Raw genomic sequence first — 22,448 nt, forward strand, 5'->3', positions numbered from 1 at the left:
ACAGCCATACCCAGAGCCCCTGGGCCCTCCGATCTTACGAATGACCAGATCAGACCCACGTCTTGAAAGGTAGGACACCGTGATCGAGTTCCGACGGGCTTGCGTCTTCGGCCCGTTCTGTGATGGGAACTGCGGACAGAGCCAGGCCCAGGTTACGCCGGAGACCTGCACGGGATGATCTGGCACCTGCCGTCCTGCACGCTGATCACGAAGGGCCGCCCGCTTCCAAGCAGCCGCTGAAAATGGCAAGTTCCAGCAGGTCCCGAGCAGGCGGCCAGAGCGTGATCTGACCCTGGGCGGCGTGCATCCATTGCAGGTACACGTCGTAGCGGTGCGGTGTCCAGCCTCCGTCACTCCACAGCCATCCGGCTAGCCGCGCGGGCTGGTCCAGGCCTGCTTCCTGCCCGGCTCGAGTTGCATAGCCACGTAGGGTGCGGGCGATGCGCTGGTCGAGGATGAGCGGACGCGGGCCCGGCACCTTGGGCAGAGCGCTGCCGGCGAAGTAGAGGAACTTGGTGAAGAACGCCGGGCCCAGCCCGGGCACGGCGCCGCGCATGCTGCGGTAGGCCGGGACTGCGCCGTCGTCCGCGAGCAGCGAGACGGCCTTCGCCAGGTAAGCCGGGAGCGAGGGCGTACTCAGGATTCTTGCCAGACGGTACGGTCCGTAGCCATTGCTGCCCTGTCCCCAGACGTAGCTGGCGACGAGGGCGGGTAGCCAGTCGGCGCTCTCTTCACTGGCTCGGGCCACCGCCAGCACCTCTGCCCGGCTGAGCTTCGCCGAGCCCTGTGCGCTGCAGTCGGTGAGCAGGCTGGGCCATGGCCGGATACCGACCCAGGAGGCAGGGCGGTATCGCACGGCATGGCTGCCGGTACCGTCCGTGTACGGCGCGCCCTCGGTGGTCAGCCAGGCTCTCAGTTTGGCCGCTGCATCCGCCGGCAGCGGACGCTGCAGCATGCGCGCGTCGAGTTCAGCCGCGCCGTCCTTCCACCCCATGCCTACTCCCCCATATTCACTGCCGTCCATCATGCTCGCCGACCCGCCCGGGGAGGTCTATTCGATGATGCGCTGGACTGCGGTGAGGAACTGCGGCCACGACGCCGCTGACCGGCCGGGCCAGGCGGTGTTCAGGGTGAGCTGCAGGGTGCAGCGCAGGGGGTGCGGGGAGTGCATGATGGCGTCGTTGCGGGCGGCCAGGCGCGCCAGTTCGGCCTGGGTGGGCAGGCGGTCGCTCTTGGCCTGGTTACAGGCAAAGTGTGCGGGGGCCAGGTTCCACAGGGCGTCCAGGTCGGGGCCGGGCCAGGGTCCGACGGCGGCGAGGCGGTGCATCAGGGAGAACGGGAAGACGTGGTCGACGGCGATGGCGGCGTCGGGGTGCAGGGGGTTAGTGCAGATCAGGCAGCGGCCGTGCTGGAACCCGGCGGTGGCCTGGGTCAGACCGGTCACCGGTCTGCGGCGGCGTTTGTCGGTGATCTGCAGGGTGTCGCGGTCGACGATGACGCCTTCGTGGATCAGGCTGCGGCCCACGCCGGTGGTGAAGGAGCATTCCACGATGCTCCAGCGTGCGGCGAGTTCGGCCGTCAAGAGCGGAGTCTGTTCCGACTGGGCGAGGCGGAGCAGGGCGGGTGTCAGGCGGACCTGTCGGTGGCCCGGTGGGCCGGCCAGTTCGTAGAAGGTGTGGGGCACGGTGGTCTGGCCGCGCAGGTTGTGGAACTTCTGCATCACCATGGCGGGCATGGAGCGTTCCGCGGCGGCCACGAGCCGCTCGGTGGGGTGTCCGGCGGTGAGGGTGGCGGCGCTCTCCTGGGTGGCGACGGTGAGGAAGTCGTTGTCACCGAACTGCACCGAGTGCGGTGCCTGCGGGTTGTCGGCCAGGTGCCGCACCAGGTGCAGGCTGTAGGCGGCGGCGAGTTCGGCCAGCTCGACCAAGGTGCGGCCCTGCTGGGCCAGGTCCAGCAGAGCCTGGCCGAGGGCGAACTTGTAGGTGCGCGCGTTGGCCCCCATCAGCACGGCCAGGCGCCAGGAGGCACGCGGCGATGCATCGAAGGCGTAGAAGTCCCGGTGGTGGGTCATGCCGGTGCCACCTTCTGCAGGGCGACAGCCTGCCACCACACCTCGCCGCGGCCGAGACGGTCGGGGCCGTCATCGACTTGGCGCACCAGCCGCAGTCCCACGCGCTGTCCGTCGGCGATGACGTCGGCAGCGGGGATGTCGAACATCACCCGGTCGGGTGGGGGGCTGCCCCGCCGCAGGGAGATCATGAGCAGGCCTGACGGTGCCAGCAGGTCCGCCAGCCGCTGCATGGCCCGGCCGCGCGCGGCCGGCTCCAGATGCATCCACACCGCTGACAGCAGGACCAGATCGTACAGGCCGACGATACGGTTCAGACCCGGCAGCGCATCAGCCACCCAGCAGAGGTTGTCGCCGGTGTGCAGGCCTTGGGCGACCTCGCGCAGCTCGGGTACCGGTTCCACCGCCGTGACCCGGTAACCGCGTGCGGCCAGCGCCGCAGCATCGCGCCCCGTCCCCGCCCCCACGTCCACCACCCGGGCTCCGGCGGGCGGGAGGAGGTCCAAGAGCGCGCCGTGGACGTCGTCGAAGGTCACGCTCTCGTAGTGTCGCCCGAGGCGCTGGGCCTGGCGGGCGTAGTACGCCTGCACTCCCGGGCCCGGCCCAAAGGCCGACACGGCGTCGTCCTCGTGCGGGCTGTGTTGTGGACCAGTCATGACGCCAACTTACGCAACCCCACTGACATTCCAGCCGTCACGTGCCCGCGCGCTGACCGGCCCGGCCCCTGCGCCGGTAGTGGGCGGGGGCCGGCCGCCACCCTCGAGCAGGGCTCTGACCGCAGTCAGGCGCGGAGTCGGCGCGGTGACGCATAGTTTTGTCTCTGCGCACGGTGCTCTGCTGGAGCGCCACGGTAACTGCCGCGGTCATCACGAGGCCCACACTCAAGGAGACCAGAGCTCCAAGGATGCCCTGCAGGGTAGCTCCGACTGCGGTGAGAGCGGCTACTGCTGCCGCTGCGGCTGCTCTTCGGCTGTGAGACAGGTCCAGAGTTTCTATCCGCGGGGTCCAAGCTGGATGATGCACTCGTCCAGCAGGAGCCATGCCTCGTGCAACCGGTTTCGGTCAGTAAAGGTCGTTGGTGTACTCGTAGGTGTCGTCGCCGTAGCGCGCTCTTTGGCGCTCACCAGATGTCTACCGGGGAGGTGGCGGAAGATCTGGGCGGCATACTTCGCATGCTCCAAACCGGGCCTGGACGTCACTGCGCGGGACGGACTCGACGTCGTGGACATCCAGGCCTTTCCAGCGGGCGTACCGCTGGCCATCCTTGAGACCCTCGCAGTTTGGGGTGCGGTGATAAACGCTTCCCCCCTTCGTGACGTACACCCTTCGGGGAAGGTTCGACTGTGCTGAACGGCAGTGGTCACACTGGGAGGATGGAAGGAACATGACTTCGCAGAAGCCGTTAGTCATGTCCATGATTCTAATGGGTTGCTCGTCTCTCGACCATGCTCTTCTCGGTCAATGAGCGTCGTGAACGGAGTTTGCGCTGCACCAATCTGACCGCCTATCAGGGATCGAGGGGACAGGCTTTCAGAGCAGGTTCTGAGCATTCTTTAATTGGAGAATGGGAGGCGTTTGAATGCCGGTGATTCAGCTCCGGGAACACCAGGTCGACCAGAAGGCGAGTTTCCGCAAGTGGGTGGGATACCCTGCAAGGTCATCCGTACCCTCAGAGGGGGCGCGGGGCACGATCGTGTCCGCAACTGGATCGGGCAAGACGATCACTGCTGCTGCGTGCGCGCTGGAGTGCTTCCCTGGCGGCCGGATCCTCGTCACCGTGCCGACCTTGGACCTGCTCGTGCAGACCGCCCAGGCGTGGCGCCTGGTGGGCCACCGCTCCCCCATGGTCGCGGTGTGCTCGCTGGAGAACGACCCGGTGCTCAACTCGCTGGGGGTGCGCACCACCACCAACCCGATCCAGCTTGCCCTGTGGGCCGGGTCCGGACCGGTCATCGTGTTCGCCACATACGCCTCCCTCGTGGACCGCGACGACTGGGAGGACCCGTTGGGCCAGGGGAAGGTCCGCGGGCCGCTGGAAGCCGCCCTGGCGGGCGGGGAGCGCCTCTACGGTCAGCAGATGGCAGGCTTCGACCTCGCCATCGTGGACGAAGCCCACACAACGGCAGGCGACCTTGGCAGACCGTGGGCCGCGATCCACGACAACCAGCGGATCCCCGCCGACTTCCGGCTCTACCTCACCGCGACCCCGCGCATCCTCGCCTCGCCCCGGCCGCAGAAGGGTCCGGAGGGCCAGGAGCTGGAGATCGCATCGATGGCCGCGGACTCGACCACCTACGGGCCGTGGATCGCCGAGCTCGGGCTGAGCGAGGCGATCGAGCGGGGCGTCCTCGCCGGGTTCGAGATCGACGTGCTCGAGATCCGCGACCCCTCGCCGGTCCTTGGAGAGTCGGAGGAGGCGCAGCGGGGCCGGCGCCTCGCGCTGTTGCAGACCGCGCTCCTGGAGCACGCCGCGGCGTACAACTTGCGCACCGTGATGACGTTCCACCAGAAGGTCGAGGAGGCCGCCGCGTTCGCGGAGAAGCTGCCCGAGACCGCTGCCGAGCTGTACATGAACGACGCCTCGGATGAGGACCTGGCGAAGGCGGAGGAGCTGCCGAAGTCGTCGATCGACGCGGAGTTCTATGAGCTGGAGGCCGGCCGCCACGTACCCCCGGACCGGGTGTGGTCGGCGTGGCTGTGCGGCGACCACCTCGTCGCCGAACGACGAGAGGTCCTGCACCAGTTCGCCAACGGCATCGACCCCGCTGGGCGCCGGGTCCACCGCGCGTTCCTCGCGAGCTGTCGCGTGCTCGGGGAGGGCGTGGACATCACCGGCGAGCGAGGAGTCGAGGCCGTCTGCTTCGCCGACACCCGCGGCTCCCAGGTCGAGATCGTGCAGAACATCGGCCGCGCACTCCGGCTCAACAAGGACGGCTCCACGAAGGTCGCGCGGATCATCGTGCCGGTGTTCCTTGAGCCCGGCGAGGACCCGCAGGACATGGTTGCCTCCGCCTCGTTCCGCCCCCTCGTAGCCGTGCTCCAGGGCCTGCGCAGTCATGATGAACGACTCGTCGAGCAGCTCGCCTCCCGCGCGCTCACCAGCGGCAAGCGCAAGGTCCACGTGAGGCGCGACGAAGACGGGCAGATCATCGGGGCCGGCGGCGAGGACGACGGCGAGGACCGGGAGGGCGACGACACGCAGGCCGCCACCGAGGCGGCCCTGCTTCACTTCTCCAGCCCGCGCGACGCAGCGACCATCGCAGCGTTCCTGCGCACCCGCGTCTACCGGCCCGAGTCCCTGGTCTGGCTGCAGGGCTACCAGGCGCTGCTGCGATGGCGGAGAGAGAACGAGATCACGGGCCTCTACGCCGTTCCCTACGACGTCGAGGTCGAAGTCGGGGCGACCAAGGCGTTTCCGCTCGGGCGATGGGTCCACCAGCAGAGGAAGGCGCTGCGGGCCGGAGAGCTGGAGGAGCGGCGCAAGACCCTGCTGGACGCGCCGGAGGCCGGGATGGTGTGGGATCCGGGCGAGGAGGCGTGGGAGAAGAAGCTCGCGGTATTCCGGGCCTGCCGGCGGGCCACGGGCCACCTCGCTCCGCGGCAGGACGCCGTCTGGGACGACCCCGCCGGCGGAACGGAGGTGCCCATCGGACAGCACATGGCCAACCTCCGCCGCAAAGGCGGCCTCCTCGGGAAGAACCCCGAGCGCGCCGCCACGCGCGCGGAGCAGCTGACGGCGATCGACCCGGACTGGAACTGCCCCTGGCCACTCGACTGGCAACGCCACCACCGCGTCCTCGCCGAACTCGCCGCCGATGAGGCCGGCGGCGTCCTGCCCGACATCCGGCCCGGCGTGACGTTCGACGGCGACGACCTCGGACGATGGCTCCAGCAGCAGCGCAAGCCGGGCACCTGGGCGCAGCTCCTCCCCGAGCAGCAGGAGCGGCTGACCGCGCTGGGCATCAAGCCGCTGGAGGCGACTTCTCCCGCCCCGGCGGCCGGTCGTACGACGAAGGGCCCGAGCAAGGCCCAGGCGGCGTTCCAACGAGGCCTTACGGCCCTCACCCAGTGGGTCGAACGCGAAGGCACCCACCGGCCTGTACCGCGCGGCCACACGGAGGAGATCGCCGTCGACGGCGAGACGGAGCCGGTGACCGTGAAGCTCGGCGTATGGATCTCGAACACCAAGTCCAGGCGCGACAAACTCACCCAGGAACAACTCGACGCGCTACGAAAACTGGGCGTGCAGTGGGCATAGACGCGCAACACGAGCCGCCCCGGCCGCCCTCGTGTCGGCCCGACGCCGGGGCGGGCACACAGGGGTCTCGCGGTGGCAAAGGGCACTGAGCTTGCTCTTGATGGTTTGAGGGGGCTGCGCACGGCGACCGCCGCCGTGCAGTGCCACGGCTTAGTAGGCGGGCTGCCGGGAGCAGGGCATCGAGGGCCCCGCGATGGTCGCCGTCCGGCAGGCGTTGAAGGCTTTTCCCGTACCTACTGGTCATCTCCGACGGGAGACTGCGTTCGGCGGTCAGACGAACGCCGGGTGGCTCAGTACGCGGAGTTGACGTTGTCGATGGAGCCGTAGCGGTGGGCGGCATAGTTGGCTGCGGCGGTGATGTTGGCGACCGGGTCGGTGGAGCTGTTGGCGGTGCCGGCGACGTGGAATGCCTTGAACGTGGGGTCGATGACCTGGAGCAGGCCCTTGGAGGGGATGCCGTTCTTGGCGTTGACGTCGTAGTTGTTCTGGGCGTTGGGGTTGCCGCTGGACTCGCGCATGATGTTGCGGTACAGGCCCTCGTAGGTGCCCGGGATGCCCTTGGCCTTCATGATGGCCAGGGACTGCTTGATCCAGCCGTCGAGGTTGTTCGCCCCACCCTTGGCACCGGCGGGGCCGGCGGCCTTGGAGGCGATGGCGGGGGCGGCCTTGGGGGCCTCGGCGGCGTGGGCGGTGGCCGGCATCAGCGTCAGGGCCGCGGCCGCGGCGCCGGTGGTGACCAGGCCGGTGACGGCCAGGTTGCGCAGACGGGCGAGGCGGGACGCAGCGGTGATCGCGGTCATGGGGGTCTCCTGGGGACGTCTTTGAGGCGCCGGCCGGATCATCCGGTCGCGGCCTGTCGGGCGTCGGGGCGAGGCCCCGCACAACGCGGCAAACAAGGACGGCCCCGGCAATTCCCGCCCGGCCCGACCCGCTGCTTGCGGCGACGAGAAACATGGTTAACGACCACGAAAACAAGAAGCAAGAATGTGACCTACTACCCAAGAGAGTAGAAACTGCCCAATTCGGTCATTTAGTGGCTTTCCTGTGCGCCAGACCGCTGTACGGCTCTACGATCCCGCCTAGGACGTGACCTGCCTCTCGTGGGAGGCGTCACGCCGAGAGCCGCAAAACCAGGCTTCCGGCCCGGCTTGCTCCACCCGGAAGCCGGCAGAGCGCAGCTCGCAAATGTGTACACGCGTCGACCGGCCGGTGCCGCGCGGCCACGCCGAGGAGATCGCGGTCCACGGCGAGGAGGAACCGGTGGTCGTGAAGCTGGACGTATGGGTCTCGAACACTAAGTCGAGGCGCGACCAGCTCACGGCGGACCAGCTGGAGTCGCTGCGGAAGTTGGGCATCGCCTGGGCATGACGCCGGACAGCGAAACCCCGGGGCCGCGATGCTCCCGGGGTCTCGTGCGTAGGGCCCACTGCAACGCAGAGCGCAACAGGCGTCCTGAGTGTTATCCCAGCGCTTCACCCCAGGTCAGGCGTACACGCGGACTCTGTTGGAGGCGCAACCCGTCCACAACCGGCACGACGGATGCGTCTCACAGTCACCAGGGCCGGTGGAATTCGGTGCGTTCGGCGGAGAGCTGGCGGAGGAGGTCGGCATCGCTGACGGGCAGGGGCCGGCCGAGCCACTGGGCTACGTCGCGGTGGAGGCGTAGCCCAGTGGCGTCACCCGTAGCAGGCCGGCGGATACCAGCGCGGCATGGCCGCACGCCTGGCCCGCGAGCACGGCGGCGGCGAGCGCAGCTGGCAGCGTGCCATGACCGAAGCCCGCACTCAGTACGAGCACGGCCAGGACCAGGACGACGAGGACGTCGCCATGACGATCAAGGTGATCCTCCACGCCAGCTCCTCCAGCGAATTTCGGCAGTTGCCAGAAAAGTCACGAATCGCGGCGGACAGGGACCGTACGGCGTGAGGCGGAGTCGAGCACGAGGGTCAGACGGCTATCCCCTCGGCCAGGCGCGTCGGTGCCTTGGTCGACGCAGCGTTCATTTGGCACGTCGAGGACTGCTGCCATCTTGCCGGTCAGAGAGGAGGTGTACAGCAGGCCGGAGACCGGCGTCTGGGGGCGGAAGACGTGCAGGAGGTACTCGGTGACCACCTGGGTGGGCACGTAGTCGATCTGCTCGTAAGTCGAGCGCGCTGGTGCAGTCAGCTGGGCGGCGAAGTCTCTCAGGAAAATGAGAGGGCGGCGGTCCGCCGCTCGGTCGAGGTCGTACAAGGAGGGCACGGGCGGCAGGCCTGTGAAGTCGACGACGGTGCAGGGAGCAGACGTCTCGAAGACGGCGGCCGTCGCCCAGGACTCTGCACTGCGTAGTGAGGTCTCCTGGACCGCGGTTTCGGCATCGATTGCCCCGTAGAACATGGGGATACCTGCCGGGCTCATACGGTTGGCCTGCCGGGCATGCTCACGTGGTGCTGTGCCCAGGCGCCGCGCGTTCCAGTCGACCTGCGGTTCGTCGTGGGTCAGCGCACGCCACAGGCGAGTGCCGGCGGGCAGTTCCTTGACGAGACCGAGTCTGTCGACGAGGTCGCCCACGTGGTCAAGGATGCGGCCGGCCGACACCTCGCCAGCCCCCAGGTACTCCTCCTCCAGTTCCCGCAGCCAGAAGACGTAGCGGGTGCGGTACTGCACTTGCTCGCAAAACCGTGCCCATCCATCACGGAGAGCCTCATCACGGCGAGGGGCGATGAAGTCGACAGGCACCCAGGGCTTGTCGATGATGGCGTCGCATACGGCATCAAAAAGGCCTTCCCCCACGAGGACGTCTGAGCCGCCACAGTTCTCTACCACCTCCCACGTATCCAGGATGGTCCACTGGTAGCCGCCTTCTCTGCCGTCCCAGGAGACACCCTCGTCGTCAGCGGAACGGTACTCGTTGTACACAGCCGCTACGAACGTCCCCAGCAGGACGTCGAGCTCTGCGGCCGGGGACTGTTCGCAAAAGCTGCAGACGGTGTCGTCATCCTCCGCGGCGCTCAGTACCGCTTCGAGAACGTCGTCGTCCACACAGCCGGTGCACACGTACTGATCGGTGAAGCACCAGCCCTGGTCGTCCTGCTGCTCGATCATGCGCTTGTAGAGCCCCATCGGCAGTCGATTCTTCTCCAGTGCGCGCGTGACGCGCGAGTGTGGTCGTCAAAGGTCAGTGCCAGACGCGGGCTCCGTGTCCACCCCGAGGTCGAACCGCATCTGCTGCCGCATCTCGGACAGGAGAGCCCACGACTGTTCGACGCCCGTTTCGAAGGTGTCCAGGTCTTCCTGGTTATAGGGGGTGGACGCGGCGATCTGCTTCAGCCGTCCGTAGCCGGCGTTCAGACGCCTGCTGGCTGCGCCGGCCACAGCCATTACCTGCAGGGGGACGATCATCTGCGCTTCGGCGTAGCTTTCCCGAAGTGTCGTTCGGCGGGCCTCAAGCTGCTCGAGCGCGGCCTCAATCCCTGTCCCGTTACGCAGCGCGTGCATGAAGTCGACCTGTGCCGTCAGGTACTGGCGGGCTGTCGTGTTGAGCGTGATGTAGCACGCCCTGCGCAAGGCGATGGATTCCTCAGCCCGGTTCCGGGCCCGCTCCGCCTGGAGGAGAGCCTCTGCGTGATCACGTTCCTCACGCCGCTGCTCCGCAGCTGCCTCCATCTCCATCCGCTTGGTGCGGTCCGCGCGGCTCTGCGTCAACAGCGAGGCACCCAAGGTGCCAACCACACCAACCACGGCCACCAGCAAAGCCGTCCATCCCGCCCCCACAACCCCTCCATACTCTCCGATGCATGACGATTATCGGCTGAGACCAGGGTTTCTCGTCACTGCCAAGCCAGAGGCCCTGACCTGGCTATGCCTCACCCACCGAAGCCTCCCGCAGTAGCGCGTGAAGCCCGGCGGAACGTAATCAGGTTGCGCACGGGCACCCGGTTCCGCGAGCCGGGCCGGCCGCGTGAATACCTCTGGCCAGCCTCGCATCCCGTATCCCACCGGATCATCAAAGGCGGAGCAGGAGGTCATCGACGGCACGCCGAGTTCGAAGCGGCCAGCGGCGTACGGCAAGACCACGTGCAGCGCGGGCTTGCTCGGCGGCCAGATGCCGTCCCGTGACGGTGACGGGAGCGTCGTCGCCGAGCCCTCGCAGCATGCCGTCGTAGGGGCAGCCCGCCTCGCAGCCGTCCTCGCGGCGCTCAAGGGTGCCGGTGGTCAGGTGGTACAGGTGAGCTCCGGTGTCGGCGATGCCGCCCGGCGCGGTCGTCATGGTGACGAACTGGTTCAACTGCGCGGCCGCGGCTCCAGCAGAGAAGACGAAGACGTTCTCCTTGCGGCGCAGCGGATGGTCGCCGGGCAGGCCGATGATGTAGGCGGGGTCGTCGAGAGAGCCGTCGCGTTCGGCGCTGACGTGGGCGGGGTCGTACTGGCCCAGGCATTCCAGGCAGGCGCGTCCGGGCGCGGCGATGTGGGCGCGCCATTCGGCGCCGCGCAGGCGTCCGCCGCGGGCGTCGACCGCGATACCGCCGTCGACGACGGGAATGAGGTGAGTGTAGGCGAGGAGGTTGAGGACGGCGCGGGGCCAGGGCCGGTCGACGCAGGAGAAGATCACATCGCAGTCGGCCGCGGCAGCGAACCCGGCCGGCTCGACCACGCTCAGCTCGTACGACGTCGCGCGGAAGTTCTTGGCGGTGGCCGCGCGGCGGGCGGTTCGGGCGGCGAGACGGGCCTTGGCCCGGTGCAGGCGCACGTCACGGATGGTGGCGTGCAGGAGCCGGTCGAGGTTGACCTCTTCAACGGTGTCGAAGTCGAACAGGCTCAGGCGCTGGATACCGGTGCGGGCCAGGGCTTCGACGACGAGCATGCCGACCGAGCCGCATCCGACGACACCGACGTGCAGACGGGCCAGATCGTCCTGGGTTGTCTGCCCCCAGGCGGAGACCGTGCGCAGCTGCCGGTTCGTCGCCGCCGGCACAGGGAGAAGACGGTCGTTGAAGGTGATCGTCAGGTGGCCACCGACCACGCGGACGCTCTCCGCCTCGGTAGGGGCGTAGCGGCGGGGGGCCTGCTGCTGCCAGATGCGGGCGCCGAAACCGGCATCCGTGCCCGCGAAAGTCAGACCGACCAGCGGGCGGCCGGTGATCACCTGGGTCTGCGCGGCGAATGACGTCTCGGCCGCGTGGTCGATGCCGTTCAGGCCCTGCCATCCGCGGCCCTTGGGGTGGGCGTGGATGAAGCCGAGCCCGCAGCGGTGCTCAGCTGCGAGGGCTGCGGCGCGCAGGAAGTAGGCGCTGGTGAAGTCCACCGTGCCGTGCACGATCCGCTCGCCCTCCCGCGGCAGCACCACCTCAGTGAGCAGCGCGGTGGTACGGCTGGCGCCGGTACTCGGCCGCCACAGCACGAAACAGCAGTCCTCCTGCCCGTCCGCACGGCGCAGGTGGCCGGTCAGGTGTTGGGCGACCTCGCTGGTCATCGCGACCGAGAAGCGGCTGATCATGCGGAGCGTCCGTTCTCCAGCTGCGCGAACAGGGTGCGCAGGTGTCTCAGATAGCCGCGGACCGTACGGTCCTGCGCCCAGTCGGCGGGCGGCCGGCTCCAGTGCTCCCACTCCGGCCCCAGCGGAGAAGTGTGCACCGCACCGTGGGGGTGCCCCAGGCGAGGGGTGATGTGCGGCCCGTGCGGGGCCGACAGCGGCCAGTCGGGCACCAGCTCCAAGCCGATGCGTACCGTCGTCCCGGCCTGCGGGCCGACCTCGACGAGGTAGTCGAAGACGGCGAAGTTGCCGCTCTGCTCCACCGTGTAGCCGGCGCGGCGCAGGCCCGCGACTATCCCCGCGGGCCCCGCCTCCGGCATCACCGCGGTCATGCGGTCGGGGTCGGGCCGGTGGAGACCGACACGAACGTCTCCCGCTCATGCACGCTGATCTCCTCCTCCCCGCGGCCGGCGAACGAGTGCTGATGCCGACCGGTGATCCGGACCAGGTAGTGCGTGCCCGCGTCGATAGCGGCCAGGCCCAGGATCGCGTTCGGCGTCGTGCGCTTCGGCACCCCCGTCACGGGCTCGCCGTCCACCGTGACCGTCACCGTCTTGTCCTTGGTCTCCTGGTGCTGGGTGTCTGCCGTCGTCATGACGACCACCTCTCCTTCCTCCGGCCTGCCTCGGCAGGCCGGGATATGCGAAAGGCGGGCGCGAAGCCCGCCTACTTGCTCTTCTTCGAGCCGCGCGACGCGCGCTCGTTCACCGTCGTCGACGGGTGCCTACGCACCGTCGACTGCTTCACGAACCGACCCGTGACCGCACTCCGACCACGCTTCCCACCAGACCCACTCGCCTTACTGGACCTGCCCGGCATGACGTACCTCCTTCCAGTTCTAACCGATCTGACCTGCAAGAACACTTCATCACGAGGAACGTTTCATGCACCCATCAGGTGAATGAAACTTTCCTTGATCGAGAGAGTAGCATGGAAGCGACAGGTATACGCAAGAGGTCTCTGGGGCTGCCGGTGGACATCGCCTTCAACGACGCGGAGCTCGCCCGCGTCTGCAACAGCGACGCGGCACGCCGGGCGCGCTACGGGCCGGAGGCCGCCGTCACGCTCCACAGACGCCTCGGCCAGATGGCCGCCGCCGACCACCTGGCCGACCTGCATCACCTCGCAGCCGCCCGGCTACGGCCCGACCCAACCGACAGCGGCGTCAGCCGGATCGTCTCGCTCGGAAACCACGGCCACCTCGTCGTACGCCCCCGCGACGACCCGCCCGCCACTCACCACGACGGCGCCCTCGACGAACACTCCGTACGCGCCCTGATAGTCACCGCGATCGCCATCACGCGATGACCGCCCCCGCCACCCTCGCCTCCCCGACCTCAGAGAGGCACCACCCGTGACCCCGCCTCCCGCCCCGCCCTTCGCCTACGCGCCCGACTCCGCCCAGCCACCCGGCGAGACCCTCAAAGAACAACTGGAAGCGCTCGGCATCCCGCAGGCCGATCTCGCCCGGCGTACCGGTCTGTCCACCAAGCACATCAACCAGATCGTCCAGGGCACCGCGGTCCTAACCCCCGAGACCGCGCTCCTCCTCGAGCGCGCCACCGGCATCCCGGCCTCCATGTGGAACCAACTGGAAGCCGCCTGGCGCACACACGTCACCCGCCAGCAGGAGCTCCAGCGGCTCAGCAAGCGCATCGACTGGCTCGACAACTTCTCACTGACCGAGCTCGTCAAGCGCAACATCCTGCCGAACAAGGACAGGAGCGCGGACAACCTCCAGCGTCTGCTGGCGTTTTTCGGCGTCGCCGACCCGGACGTTGCCGAAGACCTCTGGCGCAGCTACCGCACTGCCTTCCGCCGCTCCACCGTCCTGAAGACCGACGACTACGCCACCGCGGTATGGCTCCGCCAGGCAGAACTCAGGGCCCGCGCCCTGTCCTGCCAGCCGTTCGACCGCGCCGCCCTCACCGCCCTCCTGCCTAGCCTGCGCGCCCTCACCCTGGAAGACCCGGCAACCTGGCCCGGCCGGATCTCCCATCTTTGCGCCCAGGCCGGCGTAGCCGTCGTCTTCCTCCCCGCCCCTCCCCTGACCAGCGTCTCCGGCGTCACCCGTTGGCTCACCCCCGACAAAGTCGCAATCGCCCTCAGCGACAGGTTCAAAAAAGACGACCACTTCTGGTTCACCGTCTTCCACGAGATCGGACACACCCTCCTGCACGGCAAGAGACTGACCTTCCTCGACAACACCGACCGCGCTGACGAACGCACACCCGAAGGCGACCGCAGCGAAGAAGAAGCCGACGTCTTCGCAGCCCAGACCCTCATCCCGCCCGAGCACAACGCCGCATACCGACGCCTCGCCCGCAGGCCCATGCCCTTCGACAACATCAAAGCCTTCGCCCGCCAGGCCGGTATCACCCCCGGCATCGTCGTCGGCCGCCTCCAGCACGACGGCGCCCTGCCCTGGACCCACGGCAACAACCTCAAACGCCCCGTCCGCTTCCCCCACAACAGCCCCGCCGAGGACCAGCCACAGTGACCGACCACCCTCGCAAAGGCGCCGTCGCAGCACCGGGCTCCCCCGACTTCGCCCTGCACACCTTGGGCTGGCGCGCATTCCAAGACCTGTGCGCCGCAGTACTCCGCGAAGTGTGGGCACAGTCCGTACACACCTTCGCCGACTCCAACGACGGCGGACGCGACGGTGCCTTCTACGGCACCTGGCAACAGCCACCTGACCCGATCGGCGTCCAGGACGTCCCCGACGGTCCATTCGTCCTACAGTGCAAACACACCACGAAAGCCGACACCACCCTCACGCCTTCGGAACTCAGCGACGAGTTCGCCAAGGCCCAAGCACTGGTGGACCAGGATCTGTGCGGCAGTTACGTCCTGCTCACCAACGCGCGGGTCAGCGGCACCTCGGGAGCTGCTATCCGACGACGGCTGCTCGATGCCGGCGTCGGGTACGCGCTGATCCTCGACGGCCGATGGATCTGCGACACCATCGCCACTCACCAGCGCCTGCGGACCTTCGTCCCCCGCGTCTACGGACTCGGCGACCTCTCCCAGATCTTCGACGAACGCGCCTACACCCAAGCCCAGGCCCTGCTCGACTACCTGCGCGACGAACTGGCCACCTTCGTGGTCACCGACGCCTACCGACGTGCCGCCCAGGCCGTAGAGGAGCACGGCTTCGTCCTCCTGCTCGGCGAGCCGGGCGTCGGCAAATCCGTCATCGCCGCGACCTTGGCTATGACCGCCCTCGACGCCTGGGGCTGCCTGACCGTCAACGCCCACGACGCAGATGAACTCGTACGCCATTGGAACCCGCACGAGCCGAACCAGTTCTTCTGGATCGACGACGCCTTTGGCACCGTGCGCCACGAGCGCCATCTCACGGACGACTGGTCCCGCCACATGCGCCAGATCATGGCCGCCATTCGCGGCGGAGCCAAAGTCGTCCTCACCTCCCGCGACTACATCTACCGCGACGCACGCCCCTACCTGAAGGAATCCGCCCACCCCCTTCTGCACGAACAGCAAGTCGTCATCGACGTCGCTCAACTCCCGGCACACGAACGCCGCCAGATCCTCTACAACCACATCAAACTCGGCGACCAGCCCAATGGCGTCAGGTCCGCCATGAAACCTCACCTGCACGCAGCAGCTGACACGGAACCCTTCTACCCCGAAGTCGCCAAACGCCTGGGTCAACAAGCCTTCACCCACCACCTCGAGCTGAACAGCCGGGGCCTTACCGACTTTATGGCACGTCCCAGCGATTTCCTGCGCGATACCTACGAAGGACTCGAACCAGACGAGAAGACCGCGCTCGCCCTGACCTACCAGGCCGGCGGCTGCCTGCCAGCCCCCCTTAACCTGGACTCGACCCAACACGACGTCGCCACGCGCCTGGGAGGAACCGTTTCCGGCGTAGGCCGAGCGCTCCGCACACTTACCGGAACCTTCTTGAAGGAAGGTCACCCGCCCGGCGAGCACACCGTCACCGGATGGTCCTTCCGGCACCCCACCCTGGAAGAAGGCTTCGCCGCCTTCCTGGCTGACGACACCAACCTGATCGAGATCTTCCTGTCAGGCCAGAACTGGCGTGCCATTCTCTCACGCATCGACTGCGACACCGGAGAGCATCCCGGAACGCTACTCAGAGTGCCACCAACCCTTTATCCCAGAGTGGTTACGATTCTCCAGATCGCAGACTTCGAAACCTTGGACGACTGGCTCAGCCAACGAATCTGGCACGACTTCCTCGCCGACCGATGCTCCGACGACTTCCTCGCTCTCTACGCACAGGAAGAGCCCGACACCGTCACCCACATGACCAGGTTTACATCCTTCCTGAACGTAGTGGACGAGCCTCGGGTCCTCGCCAGATTCAAGCAAGCAAATCTACTCCGACCGGCAGACCAAAAAAGGGTCTTGGAACGAGTTACCAAGCTGGCCATCGAATCACCGGATGCCGGCTGGACCTGGCTCCCCGAATGGAAGATTCTTCTCTCTGAAACCGAACGAGAGCAGTTACTAAGCCAAGTGAAGCAGCAGCTTCCGTCTCGCTTCGATGAGGTACTCCAGGACTGGGGCAGGAATTACGATCCCCGCAGTAGCGATCCGGACATCTACTACGACGAGCTGCGAAGCGAACTCTACAACTACCGAAAAGCCTTCGAACGAGACCACCAGGCAGTTTCCTCTATCGAGCAGATCATTAACAAGATGGAGGAAGAGGTTTGGAGAATTCAGTATGAACTCGATCCGCAGGAGTCTCTTGCGTCAAAGCTCCCCGGGCATTCCACGCCCCCGAACGAACCATACGGGCGGAGCATCTTCGACGACCTCGATGAGGACTGAGGACGGTTGTCGCCGTCGCCAGGGCAGCCCGAACATCACGCACATGTTCACCATGAAGAGTGCAGGTCAGCCTCGGTCCGTACACCTCACCGATCGGTAAAACGGACGAGGCCCACTCAACCGCCGGTGATCTCGGGCGGCCGTGGGCCGCGATCCACGACAACGCCCGCATCCCCGCCGACTTCCGGCTCTACCTGACCGCGACCCCGCGCATCCTGGCGGCACCCCAGCCGCGAAGGGGCGCGGACGGCCAGGAGGCGGAGATCGCGACCATGGCCGACGACCCGGACGGCACCTTCGGAGCGTGGCTCCCCGGCGCCGAGCTCGGACTCTCCGAGGCGATCGAGCGAGGCATCCTCGCCGGGTTCGAGATCGACGTGCTGGAGATCCGCGACCCTCGCCGGTCCTCGGTGAGTCTGAGGAGGCACGGCGGGGCCGGCGTCTGGCCCTGCTGCAGACCGCGCTCCTGGAGCACGTCGCCGCATGGAACCTGCGCACCGTCATGACGTTCCACCAGAAGGTGGAGGAGGCCGCGGCGTTCGCGGAGAAGCTGCCCGAAACCGCTGCCGAGCTGTACATGAACGACGCCTCGGACGAGGACCTGGCGAAGGCGGAGGAGCTGCCCGCTTCGTCGATCGACGCGGCCTTCTACGAGCTGGAGGCCGGCCGCCACGTACCCCCGGACCGGGTGTGGTCGGCGTGGCTGTGCGGCGACCATCTCGTCTCCGAGCGGCGGGAGGTGCTGCGGCAGTTCGCCAACGGAATCGACGCAGCCGGCCGCCGGGTCCACCGCGCCTTCCTCGCCAGCGTTCGCGTGCTCGGGGAAGGGGTCGACATCACCGGCGAACGGGGTGTGGAGGCCGTCTGCTTCGCCGACACCCGCGGCTCGCAGGTGGAGATCGTGCAGAACATCGGCCGGGCGCTGCGGCTCAACCGCGACGGCTCCACGAAGGTCGCGCGGATCATCGTGCCAGTGTTCCTGGAGCCCGGCGAGGACCCGCAGGACATGGTCGCCAGCGCCTCGTTCCGCCCCCTTGTAGCCGTGCTCCAGGGCCTGCGCTCGCACGATGAACGACTCGTCGAGCAGCTCGCCTCCCGCGCACTCACGAGCGGCAAGCGCAAGGTCCACGTGAGGCGTGACGAAGAGGGGCGGATCGTCGGGGCCGGCGGTGAGGGCGATGGCGAGGGCCAGGAGGACGACGACACGCAGGCCGCTACCGAAGCGGCCCTGCTGCACTTCTCCAGCCCGCGCGACGCCGCGACCATCGCCGCGTTCCTGCGGACCCGGGTCTACCGGCCGGAGTCGCTGGTGTGGCTGGAGGGCTACCAGGCGCTGCTGCAGTGGCGGAAGGAGAACGAGATCACGGGCCTCTACGCCATCCCGTATGACGTCGAGGTCGAGGTCGGGGCGACCAAGGGGTTTCCGCTTGGCCGATGGGTCCACCAGCAGAGGAAGGCGCTGCGGGCCAGGGAGCTGGAGGAGCGGCGCAAGACGCTGCTGGACGCGCCGGAGGCCGGGATGGTGTGGGAGCCGGGCGAGGAGGCGTGGGAGAACAAGCTCGCCGCGCTGCGGTCCTACCGGCGGGCCATGGGGCACCTCGCGCCGCGTCAGGACGCGGTATGGGGCGAGGGCGAGGCGATGGTCCCGGTCGACCAGCATATGGCGAACCTGCGCCGGAAGGGCGGCTTGGGCAAGGACGCGGAGCGGGCGGCGGAGCGCGCGAAGCAGCTGGCCGCGGTCGATGAGGACTGGAACTGCCCGTGGCCGCTGGACTGGCAGCGGCACTACCGCGTCCTCGCCGACCTGGTCGACGCCGACGGCGTCCTGCCGGCCATCGAACCCGGGGTGCTGTTCGAGGGCGACGACCTGGGCAAGTGGCTTCAGCGGCAGAAGAACCCGGGCACCTGGGCGCAGCTTCTCCCCGAGCAGCAGGAGCGGCTGTCGAAGCTGGGCGTGCAGCCCACTGAGGCGCCCTCTCCCGCCCCGGCAGCCGCGCGCACGACGGAAGGGACCGAGCAAAGCGCAGGCGGCGTTCCAGCGGGGCCTGGCCGCCCTCACGCAGTGGGTGGAGCGGGAAGGCGACCGGCCAGTGCCGAGGGGGCACAGCGAACAGATCACGGTCGGCGGCGAGCCGGTGACCGTGAAGCTGGGCGTATGGGTCTCCAACACCAAATCGAGAAGGGACCGGCTGGACGCCGACCAGCTCGCCGCTCTGCGGAAGCTGGGAGTGGGGTGGGCGTAATGCTGGCTGGTGAGTAGTCGGCCGCAGCATGGCCAGCCACTCACCAACCTGATCTACGGTCAGCCCGTCGGTGGCTCGTCTTGGGGCGGGAAGAAACCGAGACGTTCGGAACCGTCGGCGTCAAAGGCATAGATCCTGGCACGTTCGGCGATGGTGGCAGGCGGAGTGCCATTCTCGATGATGATGACCTGGCCCGGGGGGTCGTCGAGCAGATCTCGGTAGAAGTGCTCCACAACGTCGGAGGTCATCAGCTCCGGATCAGCTTCCCGATTCTCGGGCTGTCGGTAGGTGAGCACGGGCGAGTCGAGCACGACGAATCCAGGGTGGATCAGACCGCGAGCAGTATTGCGGCGTGCCAGTGATACGGCGAAGGCCGCGTGGATGATGGACCGCATGCCCTGGCCCCGGCTCCCTCTGGGCCGCCCGTCGACTGCAATCTCTGCACTGGTCGGGTTGTAGGTGACGCGGTTTTCTCCGGGTACCTGCCAGGCCTGAAGGGTCTGGTGAATCGCCTGCTCGAAGTCTGAGACGTCGGCAGCGGGAATGCCGTCCGGCCTGGCCGGTGGCGGGTTCGGCAGGGCAATCGGCAGTGATGCCTTGATCTCTTCGAGCTGCTCGAGCTGGGCATGGATAGCCAGCTCTTGCTCCAGTCGTGAGCGAGCTGCGATGACCTCGCTGGTGTCGGTCGTAAGTGGTTCGAGCTGCTCCTCAAGTGCATGCAGTTCACTGTCGATGGCTGCGAGCTGGTCAGCGCGGCGGGCGCAGTCCGCGTTCAGATCAGCCTCTTGAGCCTCAAGGTCTTCGATCGTACTGAGGAGGTCGCGGTGCAGCTCCGTGGTTTTTCGGGTCTCAGCGGCAACAGCTGCCGCCAGCCGAGTTGTCTCAGCAAGGTGATGCCCAGGGTGCTGATGCTCTGGTTCCGCACCGCAAAAAACGCAGGTGCCGGTCTGGAAGTAACCCAGGAGATTTCCAGCTTCACCAACCATGCGCAGGCGTTCGAGGTCCGACTCGTACTGCTCCCGTAGCAGTGCAAACCGGGCCAGAAGTTGACGTACTTCACTGGCGCGCTGCTGATCGGCGCTGTCGCTGGCTTCCAGGTCACGGCGACGCTGCACGAGCGCGGAGCGGGAAGCGATGAGCCGACCGGATCGGGACGTGGCGTTGTCCAGTGAGCTCTGCAGGCGAGCCAGCTGCTCACGCAGCTCGGACTGATTCGCGGCGATCGTAAGTTTTCCGCGGTTGTCGTCGATGAGGCGGTCGAGGATCTCGACCTGGCCTTTGCCGACCTTCTTCTCCACAGTGCCGGGTGCGGTCGGTCCGACTGGTTCGTCGTGCCCGGTGAGGAGGAGCTTGAGGACTGACTTCTCGCCGGTCTCGTTCTGCGGCAGCCCTGTGGTGAGGACCGGGGACCGCTCTCCGGCCATACGCGAGTCGTTGATGACGGACAGTCGGGCTAGGTCCCGGAAGTTGAGCAGCCGTACCTCGCCACGCGAGTTCCGGAGGATCTTCAGTCCGTCGATCCCCAGCACCTTGAGGAGGTATCGAGAGATGTTCCGCTGGGAGGTCGAGCTGTGCTTGAAGCCGAGCGTGGCATCGGCCGGCGCCGTGGTGAACTGGCGCAGATCCCTGTTGAACACGTCGATGGTGCTGTCCGCAAGCCCACGGGAGAGGGTCAAGAGCCTGCCATCGTCCACTCGCATTCCGAGCAGGATGCGGCTGTAGCCCTTGTCCTCTGGGATCGGTTTGAGCTCGCTGGCGCCCAGCATGTAGTCCACGGACTTCTCGATGTAGGACTTGCCCGTCTCGGAAGCACCGTAGATGACGGTCAGTCCAGGGCTGAACTCAACGGTCGCGGGGGGCTTGCCCACTCCGAGGAAGGTCAGGTGTACCAGCGTCAGCCTGTTCACAGGACGTCCCCTTCGGCTGAGTGCGGCGTGTCAGCGGTGAGGCGGTCGAACCAGCGCTGGGTGATCTGCTTCATGCCGTCGCGGACGTCCGTTTCTTCGTGCATGTAGGTGCTGACAAGCCAGGAGGCCCGTTCCGTGAGCAGCCCGACATAGGGGGCTTCCAGGACGTTGAGGAAACTGGCGGCCTCCTCTGTGGCCCCGTACAGGAAGCCGTCGTCGGTGGCGGTCATGTCGGCGAGGCCAGCACGCATCAGCACGACGAGTCCCCGTTCGATGAGGCGCCGACGCATTCCGAGTTCGCCAGGGCCGACAGGAAGGTCTGGGTGGAGGCTGGACGGGCCGTCGTCGAGGTCGCCGCTATGGAGCATCGCGTGGTCGAGGTAGACGAGCTGGGCGACGTCCAGACGGCGGGGAAAAGTCTCGGCCAGGAGGACCAAGGCGCGGACGCCGACTTCCAGGGGACTGTTGAGAGGATTCACGCGGACTCCTCTTTGCACCAGGTCAGCTTGTCGTCGTTCGCCAGATGGTGGCAGAGCCCCTTGAGGTCGATGACTTCCACAACGGAGGCGAGGATGTTGTGCGGATTGGGCTGGTGGGCTGCGGCAGCGTCCAGGACGGCGTCCAGGCGGTCATGTCCGCAGTTGTAGTCGCGGTCCTCGATGTCGACCACGGCGTTGTACAGGTTCGTTTCGATCTTCTTGTAGGTGGCATCAGGGACGCTCTCGCGAGCGAAGACCCGCAGCGCATCTGCGTGGAAGAACGCCTCTCGCTGTCGGGCCAGATGCCGGTTGATCCGCTGGTGCTCGCGCGCCTGAGTAAGGGTCTCCAGGCTGAGGCCGTACTTCTCGTTGTAGACGTCCAGGAGCTTCTGCACGTAGACGGCCTCGTCGTCCCTCTGTTCCGCGGGCGCCGGCTCGGCATCTGGACGGGGCCTGAGCTGCTCTGGAAAGCGTCGTACGTGGTGCGGAGTTGTGGCGTGCAGCTCGAGGATGTTGTCGATGTCCGCAGCTTCAAACATGGAGAACTCTGTCTGTCGAGCAAGATCCCCCACCGCCTGCCGCACTGCCGGATCAAGGTCCGTCCCGAGCTTGGAGTCCGTCCTGTCCCAGGCTTCGAGGAAGTCCTTCTTCAGTTTCGGGGGGTGGAGGAGCAGCCGGTCCAAGGTCTGACCGATCTTCGGTGCCACGAAGACGTACCGAGTGGGCAGCTCGTACTCGCCCAGCACCTTCGCCGTGAAGATCTTGACCATCTCTGGCCACGCATCGCTCTGTGTCAGCGCCTTGCTGTAGTGCTTGCACTGGTAGCAGTGCCACTCGCCGGCTGTGCCCTGCGGAGTCAGACAAGCCGCGACGTCTGCTCCTCGGTCGCCGGCCCCACCCATCCTCTTCACCCGGAGATAGGGGCGCCCGTTCCACTGGCCGAAGGCTCGGACCCACTCAACGGTGAAGTCCTCCCAGTCGTCCGCTTTGTACACATGAGCAAGGAGCTGTTGCGGGGTGAAAGTGGGAACGCCCTGAGGAGTGGTGACCACCACCGGCGGCGAGGCCGGCTCCGGAATGTTTTCGAAGACTGGCCTCGCCCCGTCCCTGCCTGGCTTCAGCTCCCCAGCCACACTTCACCGCCCCCCGGC

The 22,448-nt window shown here is 67.3% G+C and carries 18 protein-coding genes and 1 pseudogene; 7 read left to right on the forward strand and 12 right to left on the reverse strand.

The window, feature by feature from the left end; translation table 11 throughout:
- Positions 1-205 precede the first annotated feature (205 nt).
- The 3 genes from IE260_RS38135 to IE260_RS38145 are packed head-to-tail and all read right to left on the reverse strand — an operon-like array spanning position 206 to position 2,724.
- Complete coding sequence (locus tag IE260_RS38135) at positions 206-994, reverse strand: 8-oxoguanine DNA glycosylase OGG fold protein (protein ID WP_189880475.1); 789 nt, start codon at positions 992-994, stop codon at positions 206-208.
- Between the two features lie 57 nt (positions 995-1,051).
- A complete protein-coding gene (locus IE260_RS38140; RefSeq protein WP_189880476.1) occupies positions 1,052-2,071 on the reverse strand; it encodes an HNH endonuclease in 1,020 nt (339 codons plus the stop codon).
- Complete coding sequence (locus IE260_RS38145) at positions 2,068-2,724, reverse strand: class I SAM-dependent methyltransferase (protein ID WP_189880477.1); 657 nt, start codon at positions 2,722-2,724, stop codon at positions 2,068-2,070. The genes IE260_RS38140 and IE260_RS38145 overlap by 4 nt, the downstream gene beginning before the upstream one ends.
- Before the next feature lie 923 nt (positions 2,725-3,647).
- Here IE260_RS38145 and IE260_RS38150 point away from each other — a divergent pair.
- A complete protein-coding gene (locus IE260_RS38150; protein WP_189880478.1) occupies positions 3,648-6,326 on the forward strand; it encodes a DEAD/DEAH box helicase in 2,679 nt (892 codons plus the stop codon).
- Between the two features lie 290 nt (positions 6,327-6,616).
- Here IE260_RS38150 and IE260_RS38155 read toward each other — a convergent pair whose 3' ends face one another.
- Positions 6,617-7,222 carry a transglycosylase SLT domain-containing protein gene (locus IE260_RS38155; protein ID WP_373303463.1) on the reverse strand — a complete coding sequence of 202 codons (606 nt, stop codon included), beginning with the start codon at positions 7,220-7,222 and terminating at the stop codon, positions 6,617-6,619.
- 289 nt (positions 7,223-7,511) lie between these two features.
- Between IE260_RS38155 and IE260_RS38160 the strand changes: the two genes are divergently transcribed.
- A complete protein-coding gene (locus tag IE260_RS38160; RefSeq protein WP_189880480.1) occupies positions 7,512-7,694 on the forward strand; it encodes a hypothetical protein in 183 nt (60 codons plus the stop codon).
- A 342-nt stretch (positions 7,695-8,036) separates the two neighbouring features.
- Positions 8,037-8,252, forward strand: coding sequence for a hypothetical protein (locus tag IE260_RS38165; RefSeq protein ID WP_189880481.1), 216 nt, complete (start codon positions 8,037-8,039; stop codon positions 8,250-8,252).
- Here the strand turns inward: IE260_RS38165 and IE260_RS38170 are convergent.
- From IE260_RS38170 to IE260_RS38190, 5 genes are all read right to left on the reverse strand, one after another.
- The gene (locus tag IE260_RS38170; RefSeq protein ID WP_189880482.1) at positions 8,217-9,428 is read right to left on the reverse strand and encodes a HEPN-associated N-terminal domain-containing protein; all 1,212 of its coding nucleotides are present in this window, start codon (positions 9,426-9,428) and stop codon (positions 8,217-8,219) included. The two genes, IE260_RS38165 and IE260_RS38170, sit on opposite strands and share 36 nt — an antisense overlap.
- Positions 9,429-9,476: 48 nt before the next feature.
- Complete coding sequence (locus tag IE260_RS38175) at positions 9,477-10,079, reverse strand: hypothetical protein (RefSeq protein ID WP_189880483.1); 603 nt, start codon at positions 10,077-10,079, stop codon at positions 9,477-9,479.
- A gap of 232 nt (positions 10,080-10,311) precedes the next feature.
- A complete protein-coding gene (locus tag IE260_RS38180; protein WP_189880484.1) occupies positions 10,312-11,802 on the reverse strand; it encodes a ThiF family adenylyltransferase in 1,491 nt (496 codons plus the stop codon).
- Positions 11,799-12,170: a hypothetical protein gene (locus IE260_RS38185; protein WP_189880485.1), complete on the reverse strand. Its 372-nt coding sequence runs from the start codon at positions 12,168-12,170 to the stop codon at positions 11,799-11,801. Before IE260_RS38185 ends, IE260_RS38180 begins: the two co-directional genes overlap by 4 nt.
- A complete protein-coding gene (locus IE260_RS38190; RefSeq protein WP_189880486.1) occupies positions 12,167-12,433 on the reverse strand; it encodes a hypothetical protein in 267 nt (88 codons plus the stop codon). The genes IE260_RS38185 and IE260_RS38190 overlap by 4 nt, the downstream gene beginning before the upstream one ends.
- A 335-nt stretch (positions 12,434-12,768) precedes the next feature.
- Here IE260_RS38190 and IE260_RS38195 point away from each other — a divergent pair, with 335 nt between their 5' ends.
- The 4 genes and pseudogenes from IE260_RS38195 to IE260_RS38210 all read left to right on the forward strand — a co-directional run.
- The gene (locus IE260_RS38195; RefSeq protein WP_079181329.1) at positions 12,769-13,146 is read left to right on the forward strand and encodes a hypothetical protein; all 378 of its coding nucleotides are present in this window, start codon (positions 12,769-12,771) and stop codon (positions 13,144-13,146) included.
- Between the two features lie 46 nt (positions 13,147-13,192).
- Positions 13,193-14,338 (forward strand): helix-turn-helix domain-containing protein, encoded by a 1,146-nt coding sequence (locus IE260_RS38200; RefSeq protein ID WP_189880487.1) that lies wholly within the window; start codon positions 13,193-13,195, stop codon positions 14,336-14,338.
- Complete coding sequence (locus IE260_RS38205) at positions 14,335-16,668, forward strand: nSTAND3 domain-containing NTPase (protein ID WP_189880488.1); 2,334 nt, start codon at positions 14,335-14,337, stop codon at positions 16,666-16,668. Before IE260_RS38200 ends, IE260_RS38205 begins: the two co-directional genes overlap by 4 nt.
- 104 nt (positions 16,669-16,772) lie before the next feature.
- Positions 16,773-18,911: pseudogene (locus IE260_RS38210) on the forward strand (helicase associated domain-containing protein); the annotation flags it as partial.
- A 59-nt stretch (positions 18,912-18,970) separates the two neighbouring features.
- Here IE260_RS38210 and IE260_RS38215 read toward each other — a convergent pair.
- Genes IE260_RS38215 through IE260_RS38225 form a run of 3 tightly spaced genes read right to left on the reverse strand, consistent with a single transcriptional unit; the run spans position 18,971 to position 22,430 of the window.
- The gene (locus IE260_RS38215) at positions 18,971-20,818 is read right to left on the reverse strand and encodes a hypothetical protein (protein ID WP_189880489.1); all 1,848 of its coding nucleotides are present in this window, start codon (positions 20,816-20,818) and stop codon (positions 18,971-18,973) included.
- Complete coding sequence (locus IE260_RS38220; RefSeq protein ID WP_189880490.1) at positions 20,815-21,297, reverse strand: ABC-three component system middle component 2; 483 nt, start codon at positions 21,295-21,297, stop codon at positions 20,815-20,817. The genes IE260_RS38215 and IE260_RS38220 overlap by 4 nt, the downstream gene beginning before the upstream one ends.
- The gene (locus IE260_RS38225) at positions 21,294-22,430 is read right to left on the reverse strand and encodes an ABC-three component system protein (RefSeq protein ID WP_229881730.1); all 1,137 of its coding nucleotides are present in this window, start codon (positions 22,428-22,430) and stop codon (positions 21,294-21,296) included. The genes IE260_RS38220 and IE260_RS38225 overlap by 4 nt, the downstream gene beginning before the upstream one ends.
- Positions 22,431-22,448: the final 18 nt, after the last annotated feature.

Origin of the sequence: Streptomyces viridiviolaceus (genome assembly GCF_014650995.1) — a bacterium.
GTDB classification, from domain to species: Bacteria; Actinomycetota; Actinomycetes; order Streptomycetales; family Streptomycetaceae; genus Streptomyces; species Streptomyces viridiviolaceus.

Coding starts and splice junctions, on each gene's coding strand:
- IE260_RS38145 (WP_189880477.1), bottom strand. CDS start 2,724: ATGACTGGTCCACAACACAGCCCGCACGAGGACGACGCCGTGTCGGCC.
- IE260_RS38135 (WP_189880475.1), bottom strand. CDS start 994: ATGGGGTGGAAGGACGGCGCGGCTGAACTCGACGCGCGCATGCTGCAG.
- IE260_RS38170 (WP_189880482.1), bottom strand. CDS start 9,428: ATGGGGCTCTACAAGCGCATGATCGAGCAGCAGGACGACCAGGGCTGG.
- IE260_RS38140 (WP_189880476.1), bottom strand. CDS start 2,071: ATGACCCACCACCGGGACTTCTACGCCTTCGATGCATCGCCGCGTGCC.
- IE260_RS38190 (WP_189880486.1), bottom strand. CDS start 12,433: ATGACGACGGCAGACACCCAGCACCAGGAGACCAAGGACAAGACGGTG.
- IE260_RS38185 (WP_189880485.1), bottom strand. CDS start 12,170: ATGACCGCGGTGATGCCGGAGGCGGGGCCCGCGGGGATAGTCGCGGGC.
- IE260_RS38150 (WP_189880478.1), top strand. CDS start 3,648: ATGCCGGTGATTCAGCTCCGGGAACACCAGGTCGACCAGAAGGCGAGT.
- IE260_RS38160 (WP_189880480.1), top strand. CDS start 7,512: ATGTGTACACGCGTCGACCGGCCGGTGCCGCGCGGCCACGCCGAGGAG.
- IE260_RS38195 (WP_079181329.1), top strand. CDS start 12,769: ATGGAAGCGACAGGTATACGCAAGAGGTCTCTGGGGCTGCCGGTGGAC.
- IE260_RS38180 (WP_189880484.1), bottom strand. CDS start 11,802: ATGATCAGCCGCTTCTCGGTCGCGATGACCAGCGAGGTCGCCCAACAC.
- IE260_RS38165 (WP_189880481.1), top strand. CDS start 8,037: ATGGCCGCACGCCTGGCCCGCGAGCACGGCGGCGGCGAGCGCAGCTGG.